A 22,917-nucleotide genomic window follows, 5' to 3' on the forward strand; every position below is an offset into this window, starting at 1 on the left:
ACAACGCGGTGCCCTTCGTGTATCCGCAACCCGTCTGATCCTCAGGAGTGCCCATGTCCCCGAAGCCCATCTACAAGCGCGTTCTTCTCAAGGCCTCCGGTGAAGCCCTGATGGGCAGCCAAGGCTTCGGAATCGATGTCGCGGTCGCTGATCGGATCGCATCCGACATCGCCGCAGCCCGCGCCATGGGGGTCGAGGTCGGCGTCGTGGTCGGCGGCGGCAACATCTTCCGCGGCGTGGCCGTGGCCTCCAAGGGCGGCGATCGCGTCACCGGCGACCACATGGGCATGCTCGCGACCGTCATCAATGCGCTCGCCCTCGCCACCTCGCTTCGCAAGCTCGACATCGAGACGGTCGTCCTGTCGGCGATCGCCATGCCGGAGATCTGCGAGAGCTTCACGCAGCTGCGGACCTTGCATCATCTGGAGCAGGGCAGGGTGGTGATCTTCGCCGGCGGCACCGGAAACCCGTTCTTCACCACCGATTCGGCCGCAGCCCTGCGCGCTGCCGAAATCGGCGCCGAAGCCATCTTCAAGGGTACCCAGGTCGACGGCATCTATTCGGCCGATCCGAAGAAGGATCCGACGGCCACCCGCTTCGAGACCTTGACCCATGGCGAAGTCCTCGAGAAGGGCTTGGCCGTCATGGACGTGGCGGCCGTTGCGCTGGCCCGGGAGAATTCGATCCCGATCATCGTGTTCTCCATTCACGAAAAGGGCGGCTTCGCCCAGATATTGACCGGCGGCGGCCGCAAGACCATCGTTGCCGACACCTGAGCCGCCGACACCAAAGTAAAGAGCAAGACAGGGAGTAGACGGATGACTGGAGCCATCGATCTCAACGACATCAAGCGCCGCATGGACGGCGCGATCAACGCCTTCAAGAGCGATATCGCCTCGCTGCGGACCGGTCGTGCATCGGCCAACATCCTCGATCCCGTGATGGTCGAGGCCTACGGCTCGCGCGTGCCGCTCAACCAGGTCGCCAACATCACCGTTCCCGAGCCCCGCATGCTGGGCGTCTCCATCTGGGACAAGTCCATGGTCGGTGCCGTCGACCGCGCCATCCGCGAGTCGCATCTCGGCCTCAATCCGATCGTCGACGGCCAGAACCTGCGCATCCCGCTTCCCGAGCTGAACGAGGAGCGCCGCAAGTCGCTCGTCAAGGTTGCCCATGACTATGCCGAAAAGGCCAAGGTGGCCGTCCGCCACGTGCGCCGCGATGGCATGGACAGCCTGAAAAAAGCCGAGAAGGATGGCGACATCGGTCAGGACGAAAGCCGCTCGCTTTCCGAGAAGGTCCAGAAGATGACAGATGATATGATTTCGGAAGTTGACCGCTTGCTCGTCGAGAAGGAAAAGGAAATCATGCAGGTCTAGGTCCGCCTGCATCGCGCTCCCGGCATCCGACAATCGGAACTTTCATGACGAAACTCGATCTCCCGGTCATTCCCCAGCATGTTGCCATCATCATGGACGGCAACGGAAGGTGGGCAAAGCAGCGCGGCCTGCCGCGCACGATCGGCCACAACAAGGGGGTCGAGGCTGTTCGCGAAACGGTCAAGGCGGCCGGCGAGTGCGGCGTGAACTATCTCACGCTCTTCGCCTTCTCCTCTGAGAACTGGTCGCGGCCGGAAGCGGAGGTTGAGGATCTTCTGGGTCTGCTCCGCCGGTTCATCCGGCGCGATCTCGCCGACCTGCATCGCGAGAACATCCGCATCCGCATCATCGGCGAGCGCCATAAGCTCCGAAGCGATATCCTCCCCCTTCTGCTCGAAGCCGAGGAGACCACCCGCGACAATACCGCGATGACGCTGGTGATCGCCTTCAACTACGGCGCGCGAGACGAGATCACGCGTGCCGCGGCGCAATTGGTGAAGGACGTGCAGGCCGGCCTCGTGGACCCGCAGGATATCGGTCCCGACGCGATCGAGAGCCGGCTCGACACCGCCGGCATTCCGGATCCCGACCTGATCATCCGCACCAGCGGCGAGGAGCGCCTCTCCAACTTCCTGCTCTGGCAGGCGGCCTATTCCGAATTCGTCTTCCTGCCTTGCTACTGGCCGGATTTCGATCGTCAGCAGTTCGAGGAAGCGCTGCGCATCTTTGCCGCCCGCGACCGCCGCTTCGGCGGCCTGTCGAATGCCACGACGACGGCGGTGGTCGGCTGATGGCGACGGAACTGGGGCGCCGGGTTGTCTCCGGCCTGGTCATGGCCGCCGTCGTTCTCGCGGCGACCTGGGCCGGCGGCGTGGCCTTCCGCAGTCTTGCCGCGACGATCGCGCTGCTCGTCTATTTCGAGTGGTCGACGATCACCCGGCTGACCGAGCGCAACTTCACCGGCAATCTCGTCGGCTGGGTCGGCATCATCCTGCTTTCGGCCAACATTGCCTTCGGCGATGCCGACATGAACATGCCCTTCCTCGGCGGCCTTGCGATCACCATGCTGCTGATCGTCGCGATCGGCGGGGGCACCTGGTGGCTACCCGGCGGGGTGGTCTATGCGGGCCTGAGCGGCGTCTCGCTTGCCGCGATCCGGGACGGGGGCTTTGCCGGCCTTGCGGCCATCCTTTTCGTCTTCGCCGTCGTCTGGGCGACCGACATCCTCGCATATTTCATCGGAAGAGCCCTGAAGGGGCCGAAGCTCGCGCCGCGAATCTCGCCCGGCAAGACGTGGTCCGGGGCGATCGGGGGGACGGTTTCGGCGATCATCGCCGGCTGCCTTGTCGGGCTTGCCGTCACGGGCATCGTGTCCGTCTGGCTTGCTGTGGTCGCGCTTGTCCTCTCCGTCGCCAGCCAGATCGGTGACCTGTTCGAATCCTTCATCAAGCGCCGTTTCGCGGTCAAGGATTCCAGCCAGCTCATCCCCGGCCATGGCGGCGCCATGGATCGCGTCGATGGTCTTGTTTTTGCCTGCTTCGCGATCTTTCTTCTGGCGCTTGCATATGACGCCTGGAGTGGCCACGTAGGCACCAGCGTCGGCGAGTTCATCTTTGGTCTTTGAGCCTCGGCCGGCAGAACCGGCATATGGAAGGATGGAATCGATTTGATGGCGATCATCGGGCTGCTGACGGGCTATATAATCCCCTTCATCATTGTCCTCTCCGTGCTCGTCTTCGTGCACGAAATGGGTCACTATCTGGTCGGACGCTGGTGCGGCATCCGCGTCACCGCCTTCTCCGTTGGTTTCGGTCCGGAACTCTTCGGCTATACCGACCGTCACGGAACCCGCTGGAAGCTCTCCGCCGTCCCGCTCGGGGGCTATGTCAAGTTCTTCGGCGACGAGGACGCGGCAAGCGCCCCCGATTCCGCCAGTCTCGCGAAGTTCACGCCCGAGGAGCGCGCCCAGACGCTTGCCGGCGCGCGCCTGTGGAAGCGCGCCGCGACCGTTGCCGCCGGCCCGATAGCCAACTTCATCCTCGCGATCGCGATCTTCGCGGCCCTTTTCTCCATCTACGGCAAGGTGGTCTCCGATCCCGTCGTGGCCGAAGTCCGGCCGGAGAGCGCCGCGGCGAGCGCCGGCATCGAGCCGGGCGATCTTCTCGTGGCTCTCGACGGGGAGGGCATCCGCACCTTCGATGACGTGCGTCGCTACGTTGCCGTCCGGCCGGAAACCCGCATCGTCATCACCGTGGAACGCGACGGCCGGGAGCTTGATCTTCCGGTGACACCCCAGCGGACGGAGATCACCGACCAGTTCGGCAACAAGGTGGAGCTCGGCCAGATCGGCATCGTCACCAATGCCGAGCGCGGCAACTTCCGCGTCGAGACCTATTCTCCCGTCGAGGCGGTGGCCGAAGGCGTGCGGGAAACCGGCCACATCATCAGCGGCACCTTCAGCTACCTCGGCAATATCTTCTCCGGCCGCATGAGCGCCGACCAGATCGGCGGCCCGATCCGAATCGCCGAGACGACCGGCCAGATGGCGACGCTGGGCTTCGCGGCGGTCCTCAATTTCGCGGCCGTCATCTCCGTATCGCTCGGCCTGATGAACCTCTTCCCGATTCCCGTGCTTGATGGTGGCCACCTTGTCATGTACGCATTGGAGGCGGTGCGCGGAAAGCCTTTGAGCCCCCGTGTGCAGGACGTGGTTTTCCGCTTCGGGCTGGCCATGATCCTGACGCTGATGGTTTTCGCCACCTGGAATGACACCTTCGGCCGATGGATCGGTTGAGTTTTAAGAAAACTCTTTGTTTACCGTATTTTGAAGTCCGCGTGTCCGCTCGGCCACGCCTTGCGACGAAGTAAACAGAATTTAACGTCATGCCTTGCTTGTAGGGTAAAAGCAGGTAAAACGACACACGTGTGGCCGGAGTCGGGCTCCACCCGCCGAGGGACAACGGGAAAAGGTAAGATTTGAAATGAAGGCCAGTTCAAGGTTTTTGAACGCTGTATCGGCGTTTGCGCTGTCTGCTAGCGTTGTCGGGTCGGGCGCGGGCGTATCGGTACTTGCCTCTGCATCGGTCGCGGAAGCGGCAGTTATTCGCAATGTCCAGGTGAGGGGGACCGAGCGCGCCGGCGAAGAGGCCGTGCGTTCCAATCTTACCATTCGGCCGGGCGTGAGCTTCTCGAACGCCGACATCGATGAATCGGTGAAGCGCCTCTATTCCACCGGATACTTCTCCGACGTACGCATCACCGTTTCCGGCAGCACGCTCGTGGTGACGGTCAGCGAGAACCAGCTGATCAACCAGGTCGTGTTCAACGGCAACCGCAAGATCAAGGATGACAAGCTGGCCGCGGTCGTTCGCACCCAGCCGCTCGGTCCCTATAACCAGGAACTCATCAACGCCGACATCGAGCGTCTGCGCGAGGCCTATTCGGCCATCGGCCGCAGCGATGTCGAGATCACGACGCAGACGGCCCCCGTCGGCCAGGGTCGCGTCAATCTCGCCTTCGTCATCAACGAAGGTGACCGCACCAAGATCGCCGACATCAACTTCGTCGGCAACGAGGCCTATGGCGACGGCCGCCTGCAGTCCGTGATCCTGACGAAGGAATCGGGCCCGCTGTCGTTCCTGACCCGCAAGGACGTCTACAACGCCGACAAGCTGCGCGCCGACGAGGATGCGCTGCGCCAGTTCTACTACAATCACGGCTACCCGGATTTCCGGATCATCTCGTCCGAGGCGGTCCTGGATGAGGCGACCAACCAGTACAACATCACCTTCACGGTCGAGGAAGGCCCGCGTTACCGCTTCGGCGATATCATCGTGGAATCCACCGTCGAGGGCGTCGACGCGGATGACCTGCGCGGCCTGGTTCGCACCAAGAGCGGCAACACCTATGATGCCGCCGAAGTCCAGAAGTCGATGGAAGCCATCTCGCAGCGCGTCGCATCGGCCGGATACCCGTTCGCCCGCGTCACGCCGCGCGGTGACCGCAACTTCGGCAACCAGACGGTTGGCGTCTCCTACCTGGTCGACCAGGGCGAGCGCGCCTATGTCGAGCGGATCGAGGTTCGCGGCAACACCCGCACGCGCGACTATGTCGTCCGTCGCGAATTCGACTTCAGCGAAGGCGACGCCTTCAACCAGCACATGATCTCGCGCGCCAAGCGTCGTCTCGAGGCCCTCGGCTATTTCACGACCGTCAACATCACGACCGCGCAGGGCTCTGCTCCTGACCGCGTCGTGGTGATCGTCGACGTCGAAGACCAGCCGACCGGCTCGTTCGGCATCGGCGCCGGCTACTCCGCCGGTGGCGACGGCCTGATCCTCGAAGCCTCCATCGAGGAGAAGAACTTCCTCGGCCGCGGTCAGTTCATCCGCGTTGCCGTCGGTGGCGGCCTCGACGATGCCCGCAGCTACAACCTTTCGTTCACCGAGCCCTACTTCCTCGGTTATCGCCTGGCAGCCGGCTTCGACATCTTCCGCAGCCAGACCTCGTCGGAGCGCTATTACGACTACAGCGAACAGGGCGTGACCCTGCGCGTGACCGCGCCGATCACCGAGGATCTCGCGACCACGTTCCGCTACACCTACAAGCAGATCGACTACGACGGCGAGGGCAACTGGGAGACCGGTCTTTCGGCGCCTTACCGCGCGCTGGTCGAGCACGGCGAGTTCGTACAGTCGTCCGTTTCGCAGACGCTCACCTACAACACGCTCGACAGCAACACGCTGGCGCGCGAAGGCATCTACGCCACGCTGACGCATGAGTATGCGGGCATCGGCGGCGATTCCGAATACTACAAGATCTATGGTCGCGGCCGTTACTTCCACCTGCTGTCGGACGAAGCCGATATCATCGGTTCGGTCGCACTCGGTGCAGGCCATGTCGTCCCCACGGGTGACAACCTCTACGTCTTCGACCAGTTCCAGCTCGGTGGCCGCCTCGTTCGCGGCTTCGAGAACAAGGGTATCGGTCCGCGCATGGCCAACGGCGATCCGTTGGGCGGCACCACCTACTTCACCGCTTCGGCTGAAGTTACCTTCCCGATGCCCGCCTTCCCGGAGGATTTCGGTCTTCGCGGGGCCCTGTTCGCCGATGCCGGAACGCTCTATGGCAACGATGTCGACCTGCGCGGCGAAACTGCCGAGGGGACCAGCATGGCCTGGCGCGCCTCGGTCGGCGCGGGCATCCAGTGGGCCTCGCCCTTTGGTTCGATCCGCTTCGACTACGCAATTCCCGTGGTCAAGGAAGACTTCGACGAAACTCAGGAATTCCGGTTCAGCATGGCAAACCAGTTCTGACCTCTGCGGTCAGGACTGCGGCCAGATCTGATCCGGAGTAATAAGGCCTGATGGACTCAAACGAATTTTTTCCGCCCCATGACGGGATCAGCTTGCGCGAGCTAGCTGCCCGCCTTGGGGCCGAACTTGTCGATCCCGCCGCTGGCGACCGTATCATCCGGTCGGTAGCGCCTCTGTCGCGTGCGGGCGAGGGGCAGCTCAGCTATCTGCGCGCCCGCAAGGATCGGGACGAGCTTTCGGCCTGCAAGGCCTCGGCCATCCTTTGCGATCCCTCCCTGCAGAGCCTCATCCCCGACCACATCGCCGTCCTGCGGACAGCAACCCCCCATACGGCTTTTGCCCGGGCGGGAGCATTGCTGCATCCGATCGCCATGCGTCCTTCGCCCTTCACGTCCGGGGAGAGCGGCATTCATCCCGCCGCCTTCGTCGATCCGACCGCCCGGCTCGAACCGGGAGTCGAGGTGGAGCCGATGGCCGTGGTTGGTGCGCGCGCTGAGATCGGCGCGGGCACCCGCATCGGGGCCGGCGCGCTGATCGGTGCCGACGTGAAGATCGGGCGCGACTGCACGATTGCCGCCGGGGCTTCGGTCGTCGCCTCGCTGATTGGCAATGGCGTCATCATCCACAACGGCGCCCGCATCGGCCAGGACGGCTTCGGCTATGCGCCGGGCCCCGCCGGCATGCTGAAGATCGTGCAGATCGGCCGCGTCATCATCCAGGACAATGTCGAGATCGGTGCGAATACCACGATCGATCGCGGCACCATGGACGATACGGTCATCGGCGAGGGAACCAAGATCGACAACCAGGTGCAGATTGCCCACAACGTTCGGATAGGCCGCCATTGCGGTATCGTGAGCGGAGTTGGTATTGCAGGGTCGACGACCATCGGCAACGGCGTGATGATCGGCGGCGCCAGCGGCATCAACGGTCATATCACCATTGGCGACGGCGCCCAGATCGCCGCGATGAGCGGCGTCATGTCGGACGTGCCACGCGGCGCCCGCCTCGGCGGCATCCCGGCTCGCCCGATCAAGGATTTCTTCCGCGATGTTGCCGAGGCGATAGCGCGGTCCGAAGGACGGGCCAAGCGAAGAGGAGACAGGAATGAGTGAGCAGGCGGACACCACGCTCGGTTCGGCGGACATTCTCGAGATCATGAAGCTGCTGCCGCACCGGTATCCGTTTCTGCTGGTCGACAAGATCATCGAGATCGATGGTGACGAGTCGGCGATCGGCATCAAGAACGTGACCGCGAACGAGCCGCATTTCACCGGCCATTTTCCCGACCAGCCGATCATGCCGGGCGTGTTGCTGGTCGAGGGCATGGCCCAGACGGCGGGTGCCATCTGCGCCCGCAAGCAGGGCGAGGGCGGTGACCTGGTCTATTTCATGACCATCGACAATGCCCGTTTCCGTCGGCCGGTCGTGCCGGGGGACCGGGTCGAGTTCCGCGTCAAGAAGCAGAAGCAGCGCGGCAATATCTGGAAGTTCCATTGCGACGCCTATGTGGACGACGCGCTGGTCGCCGAAGCCGATATCGGCGCCATGATCCGTCGTAGGGATGGCGCATGAGCCGGATTGCAAGTACAGCCCGCATCCATCCGATGGCGGTTGTCGAGGACGGCGCCACGATCGGCGAAAATGTCGTCGTCGGACCGTTCTGCACGATCGGCAAGGACGTCGTGCTGAAGGATGATGTCGAGGTTATTTCGAACGCCGTCGTCTCGGGCAAGACGGAGATCGGCAAGGGCTGCCGCATCTTCCCCATGGCGGTGATCGGCGGCCTGTCGCAGAGCCTCCACGAGGCCGGCGAGGATTCCACCCTTACGATCGGCGACAACTGCACGATGCGCGAAGGCGTGACCATCAACATGGGCACGCTCGGCGGCGGCGGCAAGACCGTGATCGGCAGCAACTGTCTCTTCCTCGCCAACTCCCACGTCGCCCATGACTGCATCCTCGGCGACGGCATCGTCATGTCGAACAACGTCATGCTGGCGGGTCACGTGAAGGTCGGCGATCGCGCGATCCTCGGGGGCGGATCGGCAGTGCACCAGTTCAACCGCATCGGGCGCAATGCCTTCATCGGTGGCCTGAGCGCCGTGAACTACGACGTCATTCCCTACGGCATGCTGAACGGCAATCCGGGCATCCTGGGCGGTCTCAACATCGTCGGCATGACGCGCGCGGGCATCGAGCGGGCGACCATCCACCGGGTGCGGCGCGCCTTCAAGCAGATCTTCGAGGGCGAGGGCAACATCCGCGCCAACGCCGCGGCGATCCGCGAGGAATATGCCGACTGCCCCGAAGTCGTCGAGATCCTCGACTTCATCGCGGCAGACAGCGACCGGGCGATTTCCTCCCCGTTCCGCGGCAAAGCCTGATCCATGTCGATCCATCCGGCCCCCGATCCCAAGGGGCGGCTTGCCATTGTCGCCGGCTGGGGACAATTGCCCCTCTACCTTGCGGAAGCCGCACGGAAGGCGGGCGAGGACCCGGTCATCATTGCGCTGGCTGACGAGGCAGACCGCAGCTTCGAGGGCTTCGAGACGCTGGCCGTCGGCGTCGGCGATCTCGCCGGCATCGAACGCTTCATCCGCGACAAGGGTGTCGACAGGGTGGTGATGTCGGGAGCCGTCAGGCGGCGCCCGGAACTGCACGACATCCGCCCGACCTTCCGCACGCTGATGCGGATACCCGCCGTCATCCGCACCCTGGTCTCGGGGGGCGACGACGCCGTGCTGCAGATGGTCATCAAGCTTTTCGAGGGAATGGGATGCCGCGTGCTCGGCGCCCACGAGATCGCGCCGGGACTGTTGGCGAAGACCGGTCCCTTGACCTCTGCGAGGCCCTCGGCGGAAGATGTCCGCGATATTGAACAGGCGGTCGCGGCGGCTCTGGCGCTGGGTCGGCTGGATGTCGGCCAGGGCGCGGTCAGCGTCGGCGGACGGGTTGTCGCGCTGGAAGGTGCGGAAGGAACGGATCGCATGCTCGAACGGGTTGCCGAGCTTCGGCGGGAAGGCCGGATTTCTCCCCGCAGGAAGGGCGTACTCGTGAAACTGTGCAAGCCGCAGCAGGACGTGCGCGCGGACCTGCCAGCGATCGGACTGTCGACGGTCGCCAATGCGGCCCGCGCCGGCCTTGCCGGCATCGCCGTCGAGGCGGGACGGTCGCTGGTGCTCGAGGAACAGGCACTTGCCGCTGCCGCCGACCAGGCGGGGATCTTCGTTTGCGGCATCGATACGGGCCTCCCCAGGGGAGGGCTCGGATGACCAGCGGGTTGAAGGTTGCGGTCATCGCAGGCGAAGTCTCCGGCGATCTGCTGGGCGCCGACCTTGTGACCGCGCTGAAGGCCGCGCATCCGGGACCGATAGAGCTTGTCGGCGTCGGCGGAGAGGCGCTGGAGGCGCAGGGCCTCTCCTCGCTCTTCGACTTTTCCGAGCTTTCCATCATGGGTCTGACGCAGGTGCTGAAGCGCCTGCCGCAGCTTGCCCGCCGTATCCGCCAGACGGCAGAGGCCGTGATTGCCGCAAGGCCCGACGTCCTCGTCATCATCGACAGCCCCGACTTCACCCACCGGGTGGCAAGGAAGGTCAGGGCGGCACTGCCCGACCTGCCGATCATCGATTATGTCTGCCCGAGCGTATGGGCCTGGAAGGAATACCGCGCCCGCGCCATGCTGCCCTATGTCGATCACGTGCTGGCCGTGCTTCCCTTCGAGCCCGCCGTGATGCAGCGCCTCGGCGGCCCCCCGACGACCTTCGTCGGGCACCGGCTGACGAGCGAGCCGGCGGTTCTCAAGGTGCGCGACATCCGCCGCACCCTGCAGCAGAGGCAGCCCGGCGAACCCGCCACGGTCCTCCTGCTACCCGGTTCGCGTGCGGCCGAGATCCGACAACTGCTTCCGGTCTTCGGCCAGGCGGCTGCGGAATTCCTGCAGCGGGGAGGGCCGGCGCGCTTCCTGCTGCCCACGGTGCCGCGACAGGAGGCACTCGTTCGCGAGATCGCCCGGGGCCTGCCCGTGAAGACCGAGATCACGGTATCCCCCGAGGAAAAATGGGCCGCCTTCGCCAGCGCGGATGCGGCGCTCGCGGCATCCGGTACCGTGCTTCTGGAACTGGCGCTCTGCGGCATCCCGGCCGTCTCGGCCTACAAGGCGGACTGGCTGATCACCATGATGTCGAAGCGGATCAAGGTCTGGTCGGCGGCGCTTCCCAACCTGATCGCCGACTATCCGGTCATCCCGGAATACCTGAACGACGTCGTGCGTCCCGGAAGCCTGTCCCGCTGGCTGGAGCGGCTTTGCACCGATACCCTGCAGCGGCAGGCAATGCTGGAAGGTTTCGAACTGACCTGGCAGCGCCTTGCCACCAGGGTTCCGCCCGGCGAGGCGGCGGCCGGCATCGTGCTTGAGGTCATGGAACGAAAGAAGCCCGGTCGATGACCGGGCTTCTTGCATTTCGGGGGCTGTCGATCAGCGCTTGGAGACGGGAACGTAATCCCGCTCCGGGGCGCCGGTATAGAGCTGCCGCGGGCGGCCGATGCGCTGCTGCGGATCCTCGATCATTTCGGCCCACTGGGCGATCCAGCCGACGGTGCGCGCGAGCGCGAACAGGACCGTGAACATCGTGGTGGGGAAGCCCATCGCCTTCAGGGTGATGCCCGAATAGAAGTCGATGTTCGGGTAGAGCTTCTTCTCGATGAAGTACTCGTCGGTCAGCGCGATCCGCTCCAGTTCCATGGCGACCTGCAGCAGCGGATCGTCCTTGTGGCCGAGTTCGGCCAGGACTTCGTGCGTCGTCTTCTGCATGATCTTCGCGCGCGGGTCGTAGTTCTTGTAGACGCGGTGACCGAAGCCCATCAGGCGGAAGGGGTCGTTCTTGTCCTTGGCCCGGGCGATGAATTCCGGGATGCGGTCGACGCTGCCGATCTCCGTCAGCATGTTGAGTGCCGCTTCGTTGGCGCCGCCGTGTGCGGGGCCCCAGAGGCAGGCAATGCCGGCCGCGATGCAGGCGAACGGATTGGCGCCCGACGAGCCGGCGAGGCGGACGGTCGAGGTGGAAGCGTTCTGCTCATGGTCGGCATGGAGGATGAAGATCCGGTCCATGGCGCGGGCCAGAACCGGGTTTACCTTGTACTCCTCGCACGGCACGGCGAAGCACATGTGCAGGAAGTTCGCCGCGTAATCCAGGTCGTTCTTCGGGTAAACGAAGGGCTGGCCGATATGGTACTTGTAGGCCATCGCGGCGATCGTCGGCATCTTGGCGATCATGCGCAGCGAAGCGACCATCCGCTGGTGCGGATCGGTGATGTCGGTCGAGTCGTGATAGAAGGCCGACAGCGCGCCGACGCAGCCGCACATGACGGCCATCGGGTGGGCGTCCCGGCGGAAGCCGGTGAAGAAGCGCGTCATCTGCTCGTGCACCATGGTATGGTGCGTGACGCGGTAGTCGAAGTCCTTCTTCTGGGCGGCGGTCGGCAGTTCACCGTAAAGCAGCAGGTAGCAGGTCTCGAGGAAGTCCCCGTGTTCCGCCAGCTGTTCGATCGGGTAGCCGCGGTGGAGGAGCACGCCCTTCTCGCCGTCGATATAGGTGATTTTCGATTCACACGACGCAGTCGAGGTGAATCCCGGATCGTAGGTGAAAGCTCCGGTCTGCTTGTAGAGGGCACCGATGTCGATGACCTCGGGACCGATCGTGCCGGACTTCACGCCCAACTCGACGCTCTTGTCACCCAGTACCAGATTTGCGCTCTTATCCGTCATGCTGATCCTCCAAACTGTTGGCGGCGGGGCGTCTCAAAACGCCACAAGAATTAAGCGTCATGTGTAGCTATATGATCCGATGGCCGCTGCCAAGCACTGCGGAGGTCTAATTGTGCGGCGCCAAAATCGCTTCTGTCGTCAACACTTGGTCGGGGTTAATGATCCGCAAACAGGCCCGTGTAAAGGCCATCGGATCACCCCGTTTCTGCAGGTTCGGGTTGCATTCCGCCGGTCTCGGTTGCATCCTTCATCCGCAGGGGCGGGTGGACGCGGATGCCGCAGCAGGGCCTACTTCGGGAGCAGTCCGAGCCGGGTGCGATTGCCGCTCCGGTCGTGGCCGGCCATGTCCTTATTCCAGACGATGAGACGCTCCCTGCCGTGGTCGGCAACCGTGTCACGTGCCCGAGAAGGTGGAGCCGGTTGCGCGACGTCCTGCGGCAAGGCCGGCTGACGGAGCGGACCGCCGGGCGCATGCGTGCCTTCGTCGAGGAGGAGGCCGCGCACGGGCACGGCTTCCTGTTCGTGCCGGTCCTGGTCGGCGGCGGTGCCGCCTTCTGGTTTGCGCTCGCCCGCGATCCGCCGGCAACCGTGCTCGCACTTCTCCTTTTGGCGTTTGCGGCGGCGACCGTCGCGGCGCAGCGGCGGACCGGCAGGCTTCCGCTTCTTCTCTTTCTGCCGGCACTGGTTCTGGCCGGCATGAACCTTGCCCAGTTCGAAACCTGGCGGCAGGCGACCGTCATTCTCGATTCCCCCGTGACCACGACCGTCACCGGAGAAGTGCACCGCCGCGAACCGGCGGGCGAGGGCCGCTGGCGCTACATCATCCGCATCGCTTCGACCGAAGAGCCGACGCTGAGGCGGCCGCCCCGCGATGCCGTTCTCCTCGCGCGCGGCAGGCATCCGCCGTTTGCGGCCGGCGACACGGTGCGCGGCAGGGCCCGCATGTCGCCGCCGTCGGGACCGGCGCTGCCCGGCCTCAACGACTTTGCCTTCCGTTCCTTTCATGACGGCATCGGGGCGGTCGGCTTCTTCTATGGCGCGCCCCAGCCGGTTGAGCCGACGACCGTCGGGGAGCGGGATTGGCGCCGCGCCATCGAGCGGTGGATCTTCGCGCTCCGCAGCACGATCGCCGACCGCATCCGCGAGGTCGTGCCGGGGGACGCGGGCGCCTTCGCCGCCGCCATTGTCACCGACGAGAGACGTGCGATCTCGAAGGAAACGACGGAGGCGCTCCGTATTTCCGGGCTGGCGCATATCGTGGCGATCTCCGGGCTCAACATGGCGCTCGCCGCCGGCATCTTCTTCGTCGGCCTGCGCGGATTTCTCTGCCTCTTCACGGGCTTCGCCCAGGCCTGGCCGGTCAAGAAGATCGCCGCCGCCGGGGCGCTTCTCATGGCGACCGCCTATTACCTCATCTCCGGCTTTGCCGTCTCCGCCGAGCGGGCCTACCTGATGATGGCGGTCACGCTGATTGCCGTCTGGTTCGACCGCGCCGCGATCAGCCTTCGCAACATTGCCGTGGCGGCGCTGATCATGCTGGCGGTCGCCCCTTCGCAGGTCATGGGCCCGAGCTTCCAGATGTCGTTTGCGGCGACCGCGGCGCTGGTGGCGGGTTATGCCTGGTGGAGCCGGCGCGCCGCGGCAGGGGAGCGCGAACCCTCGCTCATGGCGCGCGGCCGGCTCGCGCCGGTCATGACCGGCTGGCACTGGATGGCCGGCATTTTCGCAACCTCGCTGATCGGCGGCCTCTCGACGGCGATCTTCTCGATGGAGCACTTCCACCGCCTCGCCGGTTACGGGCTGGCGGCGAACCTCGCCGTCATGCCGATCATCTCCTTCGTGGTCATGCCCGCCGGACTGCTCGCCATGCTGCTCATGCCCCTCGGGCTGGATGCGCCGCTCCTGGGATTGATGGGCATGGGTCTTGAGGCGGTCATCGCCGTCGCAGGCCATGTCGCGGCCTGGGGCGGAGATGTCGGCACCGGCCGCCAGCACCGGTGGTTCCTGGCCATCGCCTCGGCAGGCTTCCTGCTGCTTGCGCTGCTGCGCACGCCGCTTCGGCTCCTGGGCGTGCCGGCAATGCTGCTTGCCTTCGCGCTGAGCTGGCATGAAGCGCGTCTGCCGCCGCCGGACCTCCTGGTCTCCGAAGACGGGACGCTCGTCGCGCTGGCGACGGGCCCCGTCGCAACGAACCGGGCCCGCCCGCCGGCCTTCATCTTCGACCAGTGGCAACGCGCACTTCTGCTTCCCGATCCCGTCGCCCCGGTCGTGTCGCCGGCGGGTGACATTGGCCTTGCCGCGACGGATGAACCCTCCGCGGCCTCGAGCGCAGACCCGAGCTCAAGCACTCTCCCGACGGCGCCCCAGACAGCGCCCCGGACTGCCTCCCGGATAGCCCAGTTGACCGACGATCAGCGCGCCCGGGTGCGCTCGGAGATGAAGGCGTCACTTGCCGCCGCCGCTGCCGATGCGGGACGGTTCCATTGCCGGCAGAAGGCATGGTGCCTGGCGGTGACGCGGGAGGGTGCGGTTGTCGCCGTGGTGGAGGATCCAAGGCTCGCCGGCAGCGCCTGCGACATCGCCGCTCTGGTCGTCGCCCCGCGGACGCGGCTGGCAGAATGTCTGTCCGGCGCGCTCATGCTGAACGGCGCGAGCCTCAGAAGGACAGGCGCCCTGGAAATCCGCATGAACGGCAGCCCCGATCCGTCGATGTGGCGCGCGCATGCCGCAAGCGCCGATACCCGGCGCCCTTGGACCAGCCATCGACTTTATGACTGGCGCACGGATCGTTTCGACGAAACGCTTCCCCGCAGCCTCCTGCGGCTTCTCAGTGGTAGCGCCGGATGAGGCCGACGAGCTTACCCTGGACCTTGACGCGGTCGGCGGGAAGAATGCGGGTTTCGTAGGCGGGATTTGCCGCTTCCAGCGCGATCGAGGCGCCGCGGCGCCGGAAGCGCTTCAGCGTTGCCTCCTCGTCGTCGACGAGCGCCACGACGATGTCGCCCGGGCTTGCTGTCTGGCCGTTGCGGATGATCACCGTATCGCCATCCAGGATGCCGGCCTCGATCATCGAGTCGCCCTTGACCTCGAGCGCATAATGCTCGCCGGCTCCCAGCATCTCGGCCGGGACGGCAATGTCGTGGGTGTTGTTCTGGATCGCCGAGATCGGCACGCCGGCCGCGATGCGGCCCATGACGGGCACGCTCGTGCTGGTGTTCTCATTGCTTGCCGCAACCGGCTGGGCCGCCGGCGCAGGCTTCTGCTTGCCGAGGCTGCCTTCGATGACGCTCGGCGAAAAGCCGCGGCGGGGCTGCAGGCTGCTGCTATAGGCTTCCGGCAGCTTGATGACCTCCAGCGCGCGTGCCCGATTGGGCAGGCGGCGGATGAAGCCGCGTTCCTCAAGCGCCGTGATGAGCCGGTGGATGCCGGATTTCGACGCGAGGTCGAGTGCGTCCTTCATCTCGTCGAACGACGGCGGAACCCCCGACTCCTTCATCCGTTCGTGAATGAAAAGAAGAAGTTCCTGCTGTTTGCGCGTGAGCATCCGGGTTTCCTAAGCGTGAAACAAAGCCAGAACAGACGATATATGTTCCGGATGCGTTCCGCAAGGCAAAAGTTCCAGCTGTTTGGCACCCCGCTTCTCCCATCCCGCCGTGACAGCGGCGATCGTTGCTGTTAAGGACGTCGCGTCCGCCGCTGCCGGGTCAGCGTGACGGACGACGACGCCTGCCTCGAAGGAGTTTCCGCCATGGACATCAAGCCCAATTTTGAAGTCGTTGTGGGTGAAGGAGAAGGCCGCGTGCTGTTCTCCCAGGCGCGCCGGTTTTCGCTGATCGCCGGTCCGTGCCAGATGGAGAGCCGCGACCACGCCTTCATGATCGCCGGAACGCTGAAGGAATTGTGCGCCAAGCTCGGGATCGGCCTCGTCTACAAGTCCTCCTTCGACAAGGCCAACCGCACGTCGCTGACGGGCAAGCGCGGGATCGGCCTCGACAGCGCGATGGAAATCTTAGCTGACCTGAAGAAGGAATTCGGCTTCCCGGTCCTCACCGACATTCATACCGAAGAACAATGTGCCCTCGTGGCGCCCACGGTCGATATCCTTCAGATCCCGGCCTTCCTCTGCCGGCAGACGGATCTCCTCGTGGCGGCGGCGAAGACCGGCCGCGTCATCAACGTCAAGAAGGGCCAGTTCCTCGCGCCCTGGGACATGAAGAACGTCCAGGCCAAGTTCACCGCGAGCGGCAATCCGAACGTGCTCCTGTGCGAGCGGGGCGTTTCCTTCGGCTACAACACGCTCGTCTCCGACATGCGCTCGCTGCCGATCATGGCGGCCATGGGGTCGCCGGTCGTCTTCGATGCCACCCATTCTGTGCAGCAGCCGGGCGGGCAGGGCGGTTCTTCGGGCGGCCAGCGCGAGTTCGTCGAGACGCTGGCGCGCGCGGCGGTGGCCGTCGGCGTCGCCGGGCTTTTCATCGAGACGCACGAGGATCCGGACAATGCGCCCTCCGATGGCCCCAACATGGTCCATCTGAAGGACATGCCGCGGCTCCTGGAAAAGCTTCTGGCCTTCGACGCCGTCGCCAAGTCCGCTTAGGCGCCGCAGCGGCAGCCGGATTGTAATTCGCCTGTCATCGATTAAGAGACATTGTCACTGACCGCACGGCATTGGGTTTACCTCAGGGAGAGATCATGACCGCCATTACCGATATCATCGCACGCGAAATCCTCGACAGCCGCGGCAATCCCACCGTCGAGGTCGACGTCTATCTCGAAGACGGCAGCATGGGCCGCGCCGCGGTCCCCTCCGGCGCCTCCACCGGCGCGCACGAGGCGGTCGAACTGCGCGACGGCGGCAAGCGCTATGGCGGCAAGGGCGTCGAGAAAGCCGTCGAGGCGGTCAACACCGAAATATTCGACGCGATCGGCGGCTTCGATGCCGAAAGCCAGATCCACGTCGACAAGACGATGATCGCGCTGGACGGCACGCCCAACAAGTCGCGCCTCGGCGCCAACGCCATCCTCGGTGTTTCGCTCGCCGTCGCCAAGGCCGCGGCCGAGGCGTCCGGCCTGCCGCTCTACCGCTATGTCGGCGGAGCCGCCGCCCATGTCCTGCCGGTCCCGATGATGAACATCATCAATGGCGGCGCTCATGCCGACAATCCGATCGACTTCCAGGAATTCATGATCATGCCGGTCGGCGCGGAAAGCCTTCGCGACGCCGTCCGCATCGGCGCGGAAGTCTTTCATGTCCTCAAGAAGGAACTCGCCGCGCAGGGTTACAATACCAATGTCGGCGACGAGGGCGGCTTTGCTCCCGGCCTGAAGAGCGCGCCGGAAGCGCTCGACTTCATCATGCGCTCGGTGGAAAAGGCCGGCTACACGCCGGGCGAGGATGTCTGCCTGGCGCTCGACTGCGCCTCCACCGAATTCTTCAAGGACGGCAAGTACGTCATGGAAGGCGAGGGTCGCACGCTGGAGCCCGGCGCCATGGCCGAATACCTGGCTGAACTCGTCGGCAAGTATCCGATCATTTCCATCGAGGACGGCATGGCCGAGGACGACTGGGATGGCTGGAAGGCGCTGACCGATCTCGTCGGCTCCAGGTGCCAGCTCGTCGGCGACGATCTCTTCGTCACCAACTCGGCGCGCCTGCGCGATGGCATCCGCATGGGCGTCGCCAACTCCATCCTCGTCAAGGTCAACCAGATCGGCTCGCTGACCGAAACGCTGGATGCCGTCGAGACCGCGCACAAGGCCGGCTACACGGCCGTCATGTCGCACCGCTCGGGCGAAACCGAGGATTCGACGATCGCCGATCTCGCCGTCGCCACCAATTGCGGGCAGATAAAGACCGGCTCGCTGTCGCGCTCCGACCGCCTTGCGAAGTACAACCAGCTCATCCGCATCGAGGAAATGCTGGGTCCGCAGGCTGTCTACGCCGGACGGTCCATTCTGAGGGCATGACACCACATAACCTGATGATCTGAGGAAAGCCCGGCTCGTCCGGGCTTTCTGCGTTTCGGGCGATCAACGATTGCTTAAGCAAGTTCTGCGAATTTGAACCATCGTAATGAGTTTCGAGGACGTCGCGGGGCATGTGGACCAAGCACCATAAGGAAAGAAGACTCGGTCGTTTCGTCCTCCCGCTCATTACCGTCGCCTTCCTTTCCTATTTCGGCTATCATTCGGTCAATGGCGAGCTCGGGCTGATTGCCACGGAGCATTTCGAGCGTCAGCGGCTCGATCGGCTGGCCGAACTGGAACGGTTGACGGTAAAGCGCCAGGCGCTGGAGCGCCAGGTGCAGCTTCTCAGCGACGGGTCGCTGGAAAAGGACATGCTGGACGAGATCGCGCGTTACCAGTTGAACGTCTCGCGCGACGATGAGATCGTGATCTTCAACAACTATTTCTAGATTAACCGAATTCCGGTTAATTTAATTTCCCCGTGCGTTATCAACAGGTTGCGCGGAATGTGAGCCATGCATTTATGGCATTGCTGGGGTGCTTTTTCTTCCCTATGGTAGCGCCCTGAAACGAGACCTGCAGCACATGAGGGAGGGATGAATGGCGCCTAGAAAAACCGCGTCTGTATCCGGCCGCAAATCAGCGGCGAAGCCTGCACGAAAAGACTTCAACGGCGGAACCATCGCGGAGTTCGACAAGGAACACGAGCTCCAGGCCTATCGCGACATGCTGCTGATCAGGCGCTTCGAGGAAAAGGCGGGCCAGCTTTACGGCATGGGCTTCATCGGCGGCTTCTGTCACCTCTACATCGGCCAGGAAGCGGTCGTTGTCGGCATGCAGATGGCGCTCAAGGAAGGCGACCAGGTCATCACCGGCTATCGTGACCATGGCCACATGCTGGCAACCGGCATGAGCGCGCGCGGCGTGATGGCGGAACTGACGGGGCGCCGGGGCGGCTATTCCAAGGGGAAGGGCGGCTCCATGCACATGTTCTCCAAGGAAAAGCATTTCTACGGCGGCCACGGCATCGTCGGTGCGCAGGTCTCTCTCGGCACCGGTCTCGCCTTCGCCAACAAGTATCGCGGCAATGACAGCGTTTCGACCGCCTATTTCGGTGACGGCGCCGCCAACCAGGGCCAGGTCTATGAAAGCTTCAACATGGCCAACCTGTGGAAGCTGCCGATCGTCTACGTGATCGAGAACAACCGCTACGCCATGGGCACGGCCGTCTCGCGCGCCTCCGCCCAGACCGATTTCTCCCAGCGCGGCGCCTCCTTCGGCATTCCGGGTTACCAGGTGGATGGCATGGACGTGCGCGCCGTCAAGGCCGCCGCCGACGAGGCGGTCTCCTATTGCCGTTCGGGCAAGGGGCCGATCATCCTCGAAATGCTCACCTACCGCTATCGCGGCCACTCCATGTCCGACCCGGCGAAATATCGCTCCAAGGACGAAGTGCAGAAGATGCGTTCGGAGCACGATCCGATCGAGCAGGTGAAGAACCGCCTGCTGGAGAAGGGCTGGGCAACGGAAGAGCAGCTGAAGGCGATCGACAAGGACGTCCGCGACATCGTTTCCGATTCCGCCGACTTCGCCCAGAACGATCCGGAGCCGGATACGTCCGAGCTCTACACCGACATTCTGCTCTGAGACGGGGGGGACACCCAATGCCAATCGAGATTCTCATGCCCGCCCTCTCTCCGACCATGGAAGAAGGCACCCTCAGCAAGTGGCTGAAGAAGGAAGGCGACACGGTCGCCTCCGGTGACGTCATCGCCGAGATCGAAACCGACAAGGCCACCATGGAAGTGGAAGCCGTCGACGAAGGCGTGATCGGCAAGCTGCTGGTCGATGCCGGCACCGAAAACGTCAAGGTCAATACGCCGATCGCCGTCCTGCTGCAGGAAGGCGAGAGCGCAGATGCGATCTCGGCGGAAAAGCCTGCCCAGCCGCAGGCTGCGAAGGCCGATGCCGATACGCCGGCTGCCACCGCCGACGATGCGGGCGGCAAGGCCCGGGAAGCCAGCGCCGAGCCGTCCTCGTCCGCCGACAACAAGGTTCCGGCCCAGCCGAAGCTCGACGTCGCCGCCGATCCGGACATCCCGGCCGGCACCGAAATGGTCTCTACCACGGTCCGCGAAGCGCTTCGCGACGCCATGGCCGAGGAAATGCGTCGCGACGAGACCGTCTTCGTCATGGGCGAGGAAGTTGCCGAATACCAGGGCGCCTACAAGGTGACTCAGGGCCTGCTCCAGGAATTCGGCCCGCGCCGGGTCGTCGACACGCCGATCACCGAGCACGGTTTTGCGGGCGTCGGCGTCGGAGCGGCCATGGCCGGCCTTCGCCCGATCGTCGAGTTCATGACCTTCAACTTCGCCATGCAGGCGATCGACCAGATCATCAACTCGGCCGCCAAGACGCTCTACATGTCGGGTGGGCAGATGGGTGCGCCGATGGTGTTCCGCGGCCCGAACGGTGCCGCCGCCCGCGTCGCCGCCCAGCACAGCCAGGATTACGCCGCCTGGTATTCCAGCATCCCGGGCCTCAAGGTCGTCATGCCCTACACGGCAGCCGACGCCAAGGGGCTCCTGAAGGCCGCGATCCGCGATCCGAACCCTGTCATCTTCCTGGAAAACGAGATCCTCTACGGCCAGTCCTTCGACGTGCCGAAGCTTGATGATTTCGTGCTGCCGATCGGCAAGGCGCGCATCCACAAGCAGGGCAAGGACGTCACCGTCGTCTCCTTCGGCATCGGCATGACCTATGCCGTCAAGGCGGTTGCCGAGCTGGAGAAGGAAGGCATCGACGTCGAGCTGATCGACCTGCGCACCCTGCGTCCGATGGACCTGCCGACGGTCATCGAATCGGTCAAGAAGACCGGCCGCCTCGTCACCGTCGAGGAAGGCTATCCGCAGAACTCGGTCGGCACCGAAATCGCCACCCGCGTCATGCAGCAGGCCTTCGACTATCTCGATGCGCCGATCCTGACGATCGCCGGCAAGGACGTGCCCATGCCCTACGCGGCCAACCTCGAGAAGCTGGCCCTGCCGAATGTCGGCGAAGTCGTCCAGGCGGTGAAGACCGTCTGCTACAAGTAAGGGAGGCGTCCGATGCCGATCAACATCACCATGCCCGCCCTTTCGCCGACGATGGAAGAGGGCAATCTCGCCAAGTGGCTGGTCAAGGAGGGCGACAAGGTCGCCCCCGGCGACGTGATTGCCGAGATCGAGACCGACAAGGCGACCATGGAAGTGGAAGCCGTGGATGAAGGCACGGTGGCGAAGATCGTCGTCCCGGCCGGCACCGAGGCGGTGAAGGTCAATGCGCTGATCGCCATCCTCGCCGGCGAAGGCGAGGATGTGAAGGAGGCCGCCTCCGGCGCCTCCGCAGATGCCCCGAAGCCTGCCGCCGCTGCAGCAGAAGCCAAGGCGGAAGCGCCGAAGGCCGAACCTGCCCAGGCGCAGGCGGCACAGCCGGCCGCAAATGCCGCTCCCGCCGCGTCCGCTCCCGCCCAGAAGGCTGCCTCCGGCGAACGCGTCTTCGCGTCGCCGCTCGCGCGTCGCCTGGCCAAGGAAGCGGGCCTCGATCTTACCGCAGTGTCCGGCTCCGGCCCGCACGGCCGCGTGGTCAAGGCGGATGTCGAGAAGGCAGCAGCCTCCGGCACCGCCAAGGCCGCCCCGGCTGCCGCAGCCGCCGCGCCTCAGGCGGCAGGTCCGGCTCTCGCGAAGGGTCCATCCGACGATGCCGTCCTCAAGCTCTTCGCGGAAGGCTCCTACGAACTCCTGCCGCATGACGGCATGCGCCGGACAATCGCCTCGCGCCTGACCGAATCGACCCAGACGGTTCCGTCCTACACCGTGTCGATGGACTGCGAGATCGACGCACTGATGAAGCTGCGCGCCGAGATCAATGCATCTGCGCCGGTGAAGAAGACGGAGAAGGGCGAGGTTCCGGCCTTCAAGCTTTCCGTCAACGACTTCATCATCAAGGCGATGGCGCTGGCGCTCCGCGATGTCCCGATGGCGAACGCCTCCTGGACCTCGACCGCGCGCGTGCTGCACAAGCACGCCGATGTCGGCGTGGCCGTGGCCATTCCCGACGGGCTCATCACCCCGATCGTCCGCAATGCCGAAGAGAAGTCCCTCTCCGTCATCTCCAACGAGGTGAAGGATCTTGCCAGGCGCGCGCGCGACAAGAAGCTGAAGCCCGAAGAATATCAGGGCGGCACGACGTCCGTCTCCAACCTCGGCATGTACGGCGTCTCGAGCTTCACCTCGATCGTCAACCTGCCGCAGGCCTCGATCGTCTCGATCGGCGCCGGCGTCGAAAAGCCGGTCGTGAAGAACGGCGAGATCAAGGTCGGCACGGTGATGACGGCAACCTTCGCCTTCGATCACCGCGTCATCGACGGCGCGCTCGGCGCGGAGCTCGCCTCCGCCTTCAAGCGCTACATCGAGAACCCGATGTCGATGCTGGTCTGATCCGGAAGGGC

20 protein-coding genes are annotated in these 22,917 nt (G+C 64.6%); 18 read left to right on the forward strand and 2 right to left on the reverse strand.

Annotation, left to right across the window (positions count from 1 at the left end):
- The first annotated feature begins 53 nt into the window (after positions 1-53).
- The 11 genes from pyrH to lpxB all read left to right on the forward strand — a co-directional run bounded on the left by pyrH (position 54) and on the right by lpxB (position 11,141).
- Positions 54-776: a UMP kinase gene (gene pyrH / locus ACWGPT_RS09200; protein WP_452605277.1), complete on the forward strand. Its 723-nt coding sequence runs from the start codon at positions 54-56 to the stop codon at positions 774-776.
- A gap of 42 nt (positions 777-818) precedes the next feature.
- Complete coding sequence (gene frr / locus ACWGPT_RS09205; protein ID WP_452605278.1) at positions 819-1,379, forward strand: ribosome recycling factor; 561 nt, start codon at positions 819-821, stop codon at positions 1,377-1,379.
- Between the two features lie 44 nt (positions 1,380-1,423).
- Positions 1,424-2,170, forward strand: coding sequence for an isoprenyl transferase (locus tag ACWGPT_RS09210; protein WP_452605279.1), 747 nt, complete (start codon positions 1,424-1,426; stop codon positions 2,168-2,170).
- Positions 2,170-3,003, forward strand: coding sequence for a phosphatidate cytidylyltransferase (locus ACWGPT_RS09215; protein ID WP_452605280.1), 834 nt, complete (start codon positions 2,170-2,172; stop codon positions 3,001-3,003). Before ACWGPT_RS09210 ends, ACWGPT_RS09215 begins: the two co-directional genes overlap by 1 nt.
- A gap of 45 nt (positions 3,004-3,048) precedes the next feature.
- A complete protein-coding gene (gene rseP, locus ACWGPT_RS09220; RefSeq protein WP_452605281.1) occupies positions 3,049-4,173 on the forward strand; it encodes an RIP metalloprotease RseP in 1,125 nt (374 codons plus the stop codon).
- Positions 4,174-4,360: 187 nt separating this feature from the next.
- Positions 4,361-6,694, forward strand: a complete 2,334-nt coding sequence (gene bamA, locus ACWGPT_RS09225; protein WP_452605282.1) for an outer membrane protein assembly factor BamA — start codon at positions 4,361-4,363, stop codon at positions 6,692-6,694.
- 50 nt (positions 6,695-6,744) lie between these two features.
- Positions 6,745-7,809, forward strand: coding sequence for a UDP-3-O-(3-hydroxymyristoyl)glucosamine N-acyltransferase (lpxD, locus tag ACWGPT_RS09230; protein ID WP_452605283.1), 1,065 nt, complete (start codon positions 6,745-6,747; stop codon positions 7,807-7,809).
- Positions 7,802-8,269: a 3-hydroxyacyl-ACP dehydratase FabZ gene (gene fabZ, locus ACWGPT_RS09235; protein WP_452605284.1), complete on the forward strand. Its 468-nt coding sequence runs from the start codon at positions 7,802-7,804 to the stop codon at positions 8,267-8,269. Before lpxD ends, fabZ begins: the two co-directional genes overlap by 8 nt.
- Positions 8,266-9,081 (forward strand): acyl-ACP--UDP-N-acetylglucosamine O-acyltransferase, encoded by an 816-nt coding sequence (lpxA, locus tag ACWGPT_RS09240; protein WP_452605285.1) that lies wholly within the window; start codon positions 8,266-8,268, stop codon positions 9,079-9,081. Before fabZ ends, lpxA begins: the two co-directional genes overlap by 4 nt.
- 3 nt (positions 9,082-9,084) lie before the next feature.
- Entirely contained in the window at positions 9,085-9,969 is an 885-nt protein-coding gene (locus tag ACWGPT_RS09245) for an LpxI family protein (protein ID WP_452605286.1), read from the forward strand.
- A complete protein-coding gene (lpxB, locus tag ACWGPT_RS09250) occupies positions 9,966-11,141 on the forward strand; it encodes a lipid-A-disaccharide synthase (protein WP_452605287.1) in 1,176 nt (391 codons plus the stop codon). The genes ACWGPT_RS09245 and lpxB overlap by 4 nt, the downstream gene beginning before the upstream one ends.
- Before the next feature lie 30 nt (positions 11,142-11,171).
- Here lpxB and gltA read toward each other — a convergent pair whose 3' ends face one another.
- The gene (gene gltA / locus ACWGPT_RS09255; RefSeq protein ID WP_452605288.1) at positions 11,172-12,461 is read right to left on the reverse strand and encodes a citrate synthase; all 1,290 of its coding nucleotides are present in this window, start codon (positions 12,459-12,461) and stop codon (positions 11,172-11,174) included.
- Between the two features lie 273 nt (positions 12,462-12,734).
- Here gltA and ACWGPT_RS09260 point away from each other — a divergent pair, with 273 nt between their 5' ends.
- Positions 12,735-15,308, forward strand: coding sequence for a ComEC/Rec2 family competence protein (locus ACWGPT_RS09260; RefSeq protein ID WP_452605289.1), 2,574 nt, complete (start codon positions 12,735-12,737; stop codon positions 15,306-15,308).
- Here ACWGPT_RS09260 and lexA read toward each other — a convergent pair.
- The gene (lexA, locus tag ACWGPT_RS09265) at positions 15,289-16,005 is read right to left on the reverse strand and encodes a transcriptional repressor LexA (protein ID WP_452605290.1); all 717 of its coding nucleotides are present in this window, start codon (positions 16,003-16,005) and stop codon (positions 15,289-15,291) included. The genes ACWGPT_RS09260 and lexA overlap by 20 nt on opposite strands.
- A 204-nt stretch (positions 16,006-16,209) precedes the next feature.
- On the opposite strand from lexA, the gene kdsA reads away from it, so the two are divergent.
- From kdsA to ACWGPT_RS09295, 6 genes are all read left to right on the forward strand, one after another.
- Positions 16,210-17,058 carry a 3-deoxy-8-phosphooctulonate synthase gene (gene kdsA / locus ACWGPT_RS09270; protein ID WP_452605291.1) on the forward strand — a complete coding sequence of 283 codons (849 nt, stop codon included), beginning with the start codon at positions 16,210-16,212 and terminating at the stop codon, positions 17,056-17,058.
- Between the two features lie 95 nt (positions 17,059-17,153).
- Positions 17,154-18,428 (forward strand): phosphopyruvate hydratase, encoded by a 1,275-nt coding sequence (gene eno / locus ACWGPT_RS09275; RefSeq protein ID WP_452605292.1) that lies wholly within the window; start codon positions 17,154-17,156, stop codon positions 18,426-18,428.
- A gap of 131 nt (positions 18,429-18,559) precedes the next feature.
- Positions 18,560-18,877, forward strand: coding sequence for an FtsB family cell division protein (locus ACWGPT_RS09280; RefSeq protein WP_452605293.1), 318 nt, complete (start codon positions 18,560-18,562; stop codon positions 18,875-18,877).
- Between the two features lie 151 nt (positions 18,878-19,028).
- Positions 19,029-20,075: a pyruvate dehydrogenase (acetyl-transferring) E1 component subunit alpha gene (gene pdhA, locus ACWGPT_RS09285; RefSeq protein ID WP_452605294.1), complete on the forward strand. Its 1,047-nt coding sequence runs from the start codon at positions 19,029-19,031 to the stop codon at positions 20,073-20,075.
- A 17-nt stretch (positions 20,076-20,092) separates the two neighbouring features.
- Positions 20,093-21,523, forward strand: a complete 1,431-nt coding sequence (locus tag ACWGPT_RS09290; RefSeq protein ID WP_452605295.1) for a pyruvate dehydrogenase complex E1 component subunit beta — start codon at positions 20,093-20,095, stop codon at positions 21,521-21,523.
- A gap of 12 nt (positions 21,524-21,535) precedes the next feature.
- Positions 21,536-22,906 carry a pyruvate dehydrogenase complex dihydrolipoamide acetyltransferase gene (locus ACWGPT_RS09295; RefSeq protein WP_452605296.1) on the forward strand — a complete coding sequence of 457 codons (1,371 nt, stop codon included), beginning with the start codon at positions 21,536-21,538 and terminating at the stop codon, positions 22,904-22,906.
- Positions 22,907-22,917: the final 11 nt, after the last annotated feature.

The organism is Pseudorhizobium sp. NPDC055634 (genome assembly GCF_053618655.1).

Bases quoted from the DNA above. Each gene is read 5' to 3' on its own strand.
- pyrH (WP_452605277.1), top strand. From the start codon at position 54: ATGTCCCCGAAGCCCATCTACAAGCGCGTTCTTCTCAAGGCCTCCGGT.
- frr (WP_452605278.1), top strand. From the start codon at position 819: ATGACTGGAGCCATCGATCTCAACGACATCAAGCGCCGCATGGACGGC.
- ACWGPT_RS09210 (WP_452605279.1), top strand. From the start codon at position 1,424: ATGACGAAACTCGATCTCCCGGTCATTCCCCAGCATGTTGCCATCATC.
- ACWGPT_RS09215 (WP_452605280.1), top strand. From the start codon at position 2,170: ATGGCGACGGAACTGGGGCGCCGGGTTGTCTCCGGCCTGGTCATGGCC.
- rseP (WP_452605281.1), top strand. From the start codon at position 3,049: ATGGCGATCATCGGGCTGCTGACGGGCTATATAATCCCCTTCATCATT.
- bamA (WP_452605282.1), top strand. From the start codon at position 4,361: ATGAAGGCCAGTTCAAGGTTTTTGAACGCTGTATCGGCGTTTGCGCTG.
- lpxD (WP_452605283.1), top strand. From the start codon at position 6,745: ATGGACTCAAACGAATTTTTTCCGCCCCATGACGGGATCAGCTTGCGC.
- fabZ (WP_452605284.1), top strand. From the start codon at position 7,802: ATGAGTGAGCAGGCGGACACCACGCTCGGTTCGGCGGACATTCTCGAG.
- lpxA (WP_452605285.1), top strand. From the start codon at position 8,266: ATGAGCCGGATTGCAAGTACAGCCCGCATCCATCCGATGGCGGTTGTC.
- ACWGPT_RS09245 (WP_452605286.1), top strand. From the start codon at position 9,085: ATGTCGATCCATCCGGCCCCCGATCCCAAGGGGCGGCTTGCCATTGTC.
- lpxB (WP_452605287.1), top strand. From the start codon at position 9,966: ATGACCAGCGGGTTGAAGGTTGCGGTCATCGCAGGCGAAGTCTCCGGC.
- gltA (WP_452605288.1), bottom strand. From the start codon at position 12,461: ATGACGGATAAGAGCGCAAATCTGGTACTGGGTGACAAGAGCGTCGAG.
- ACWGPT_RS09260 (WP_452605289.1), top strand. From the start codon at position 12,735: ATGCCGCAGCAGGGCCTACTTCGGGAGCAGTCCGAGCCGGGTGCGATT.
- lexA (WP_452605290.1), bottom strand. From the start codon at position 16,005: ATGCTCACGCGCAAACAGCAGGAACTTCTTCTTTTCATTCACGAACGG.
- kdsA (WP_452605291.1), top strand. From the start codon at position 16,210: ATGGACATCAAGCCCAATTTTGAAGTCGTTGTGGGTGAAGGAGAAGGC.
- eno (WP_452605292.1), top strand. From the start codon at position 17,154: ATGACCGCCATTACCGATATCATCGCACGCGAAATCCTCGACAGCCGC.
- ACWGPT_RS09280 (WP_452605293.1), top strand. From the start codon at position 18,560: ATGTGGACCAAGCACCATAAGGAAAGAAGACTCGGTCGTTTCGTCCTC.
- pdhA (WP_452605294.1), top strand. From the start codon at position 19,029: ATGGCGCCTAGAAAAACCGCGTCTGTATCCGGCCGCAAATCAGCGGCG.
- ACWGPT_RS09290 (WP_452605295.1), top strand. From the start codon at position 20,093: ATGCCAATCGAGATTCTCATGCCCGCCCTCTCTCCGACCATGGAAGAA.
- ACWGPT_RS09295 (WP_452605296.1), top strand. From the start codon at position 21,536: ATGCCGATCAACATCACCATGCCCGCCCTTTCGCCGACGATGGAAGAG.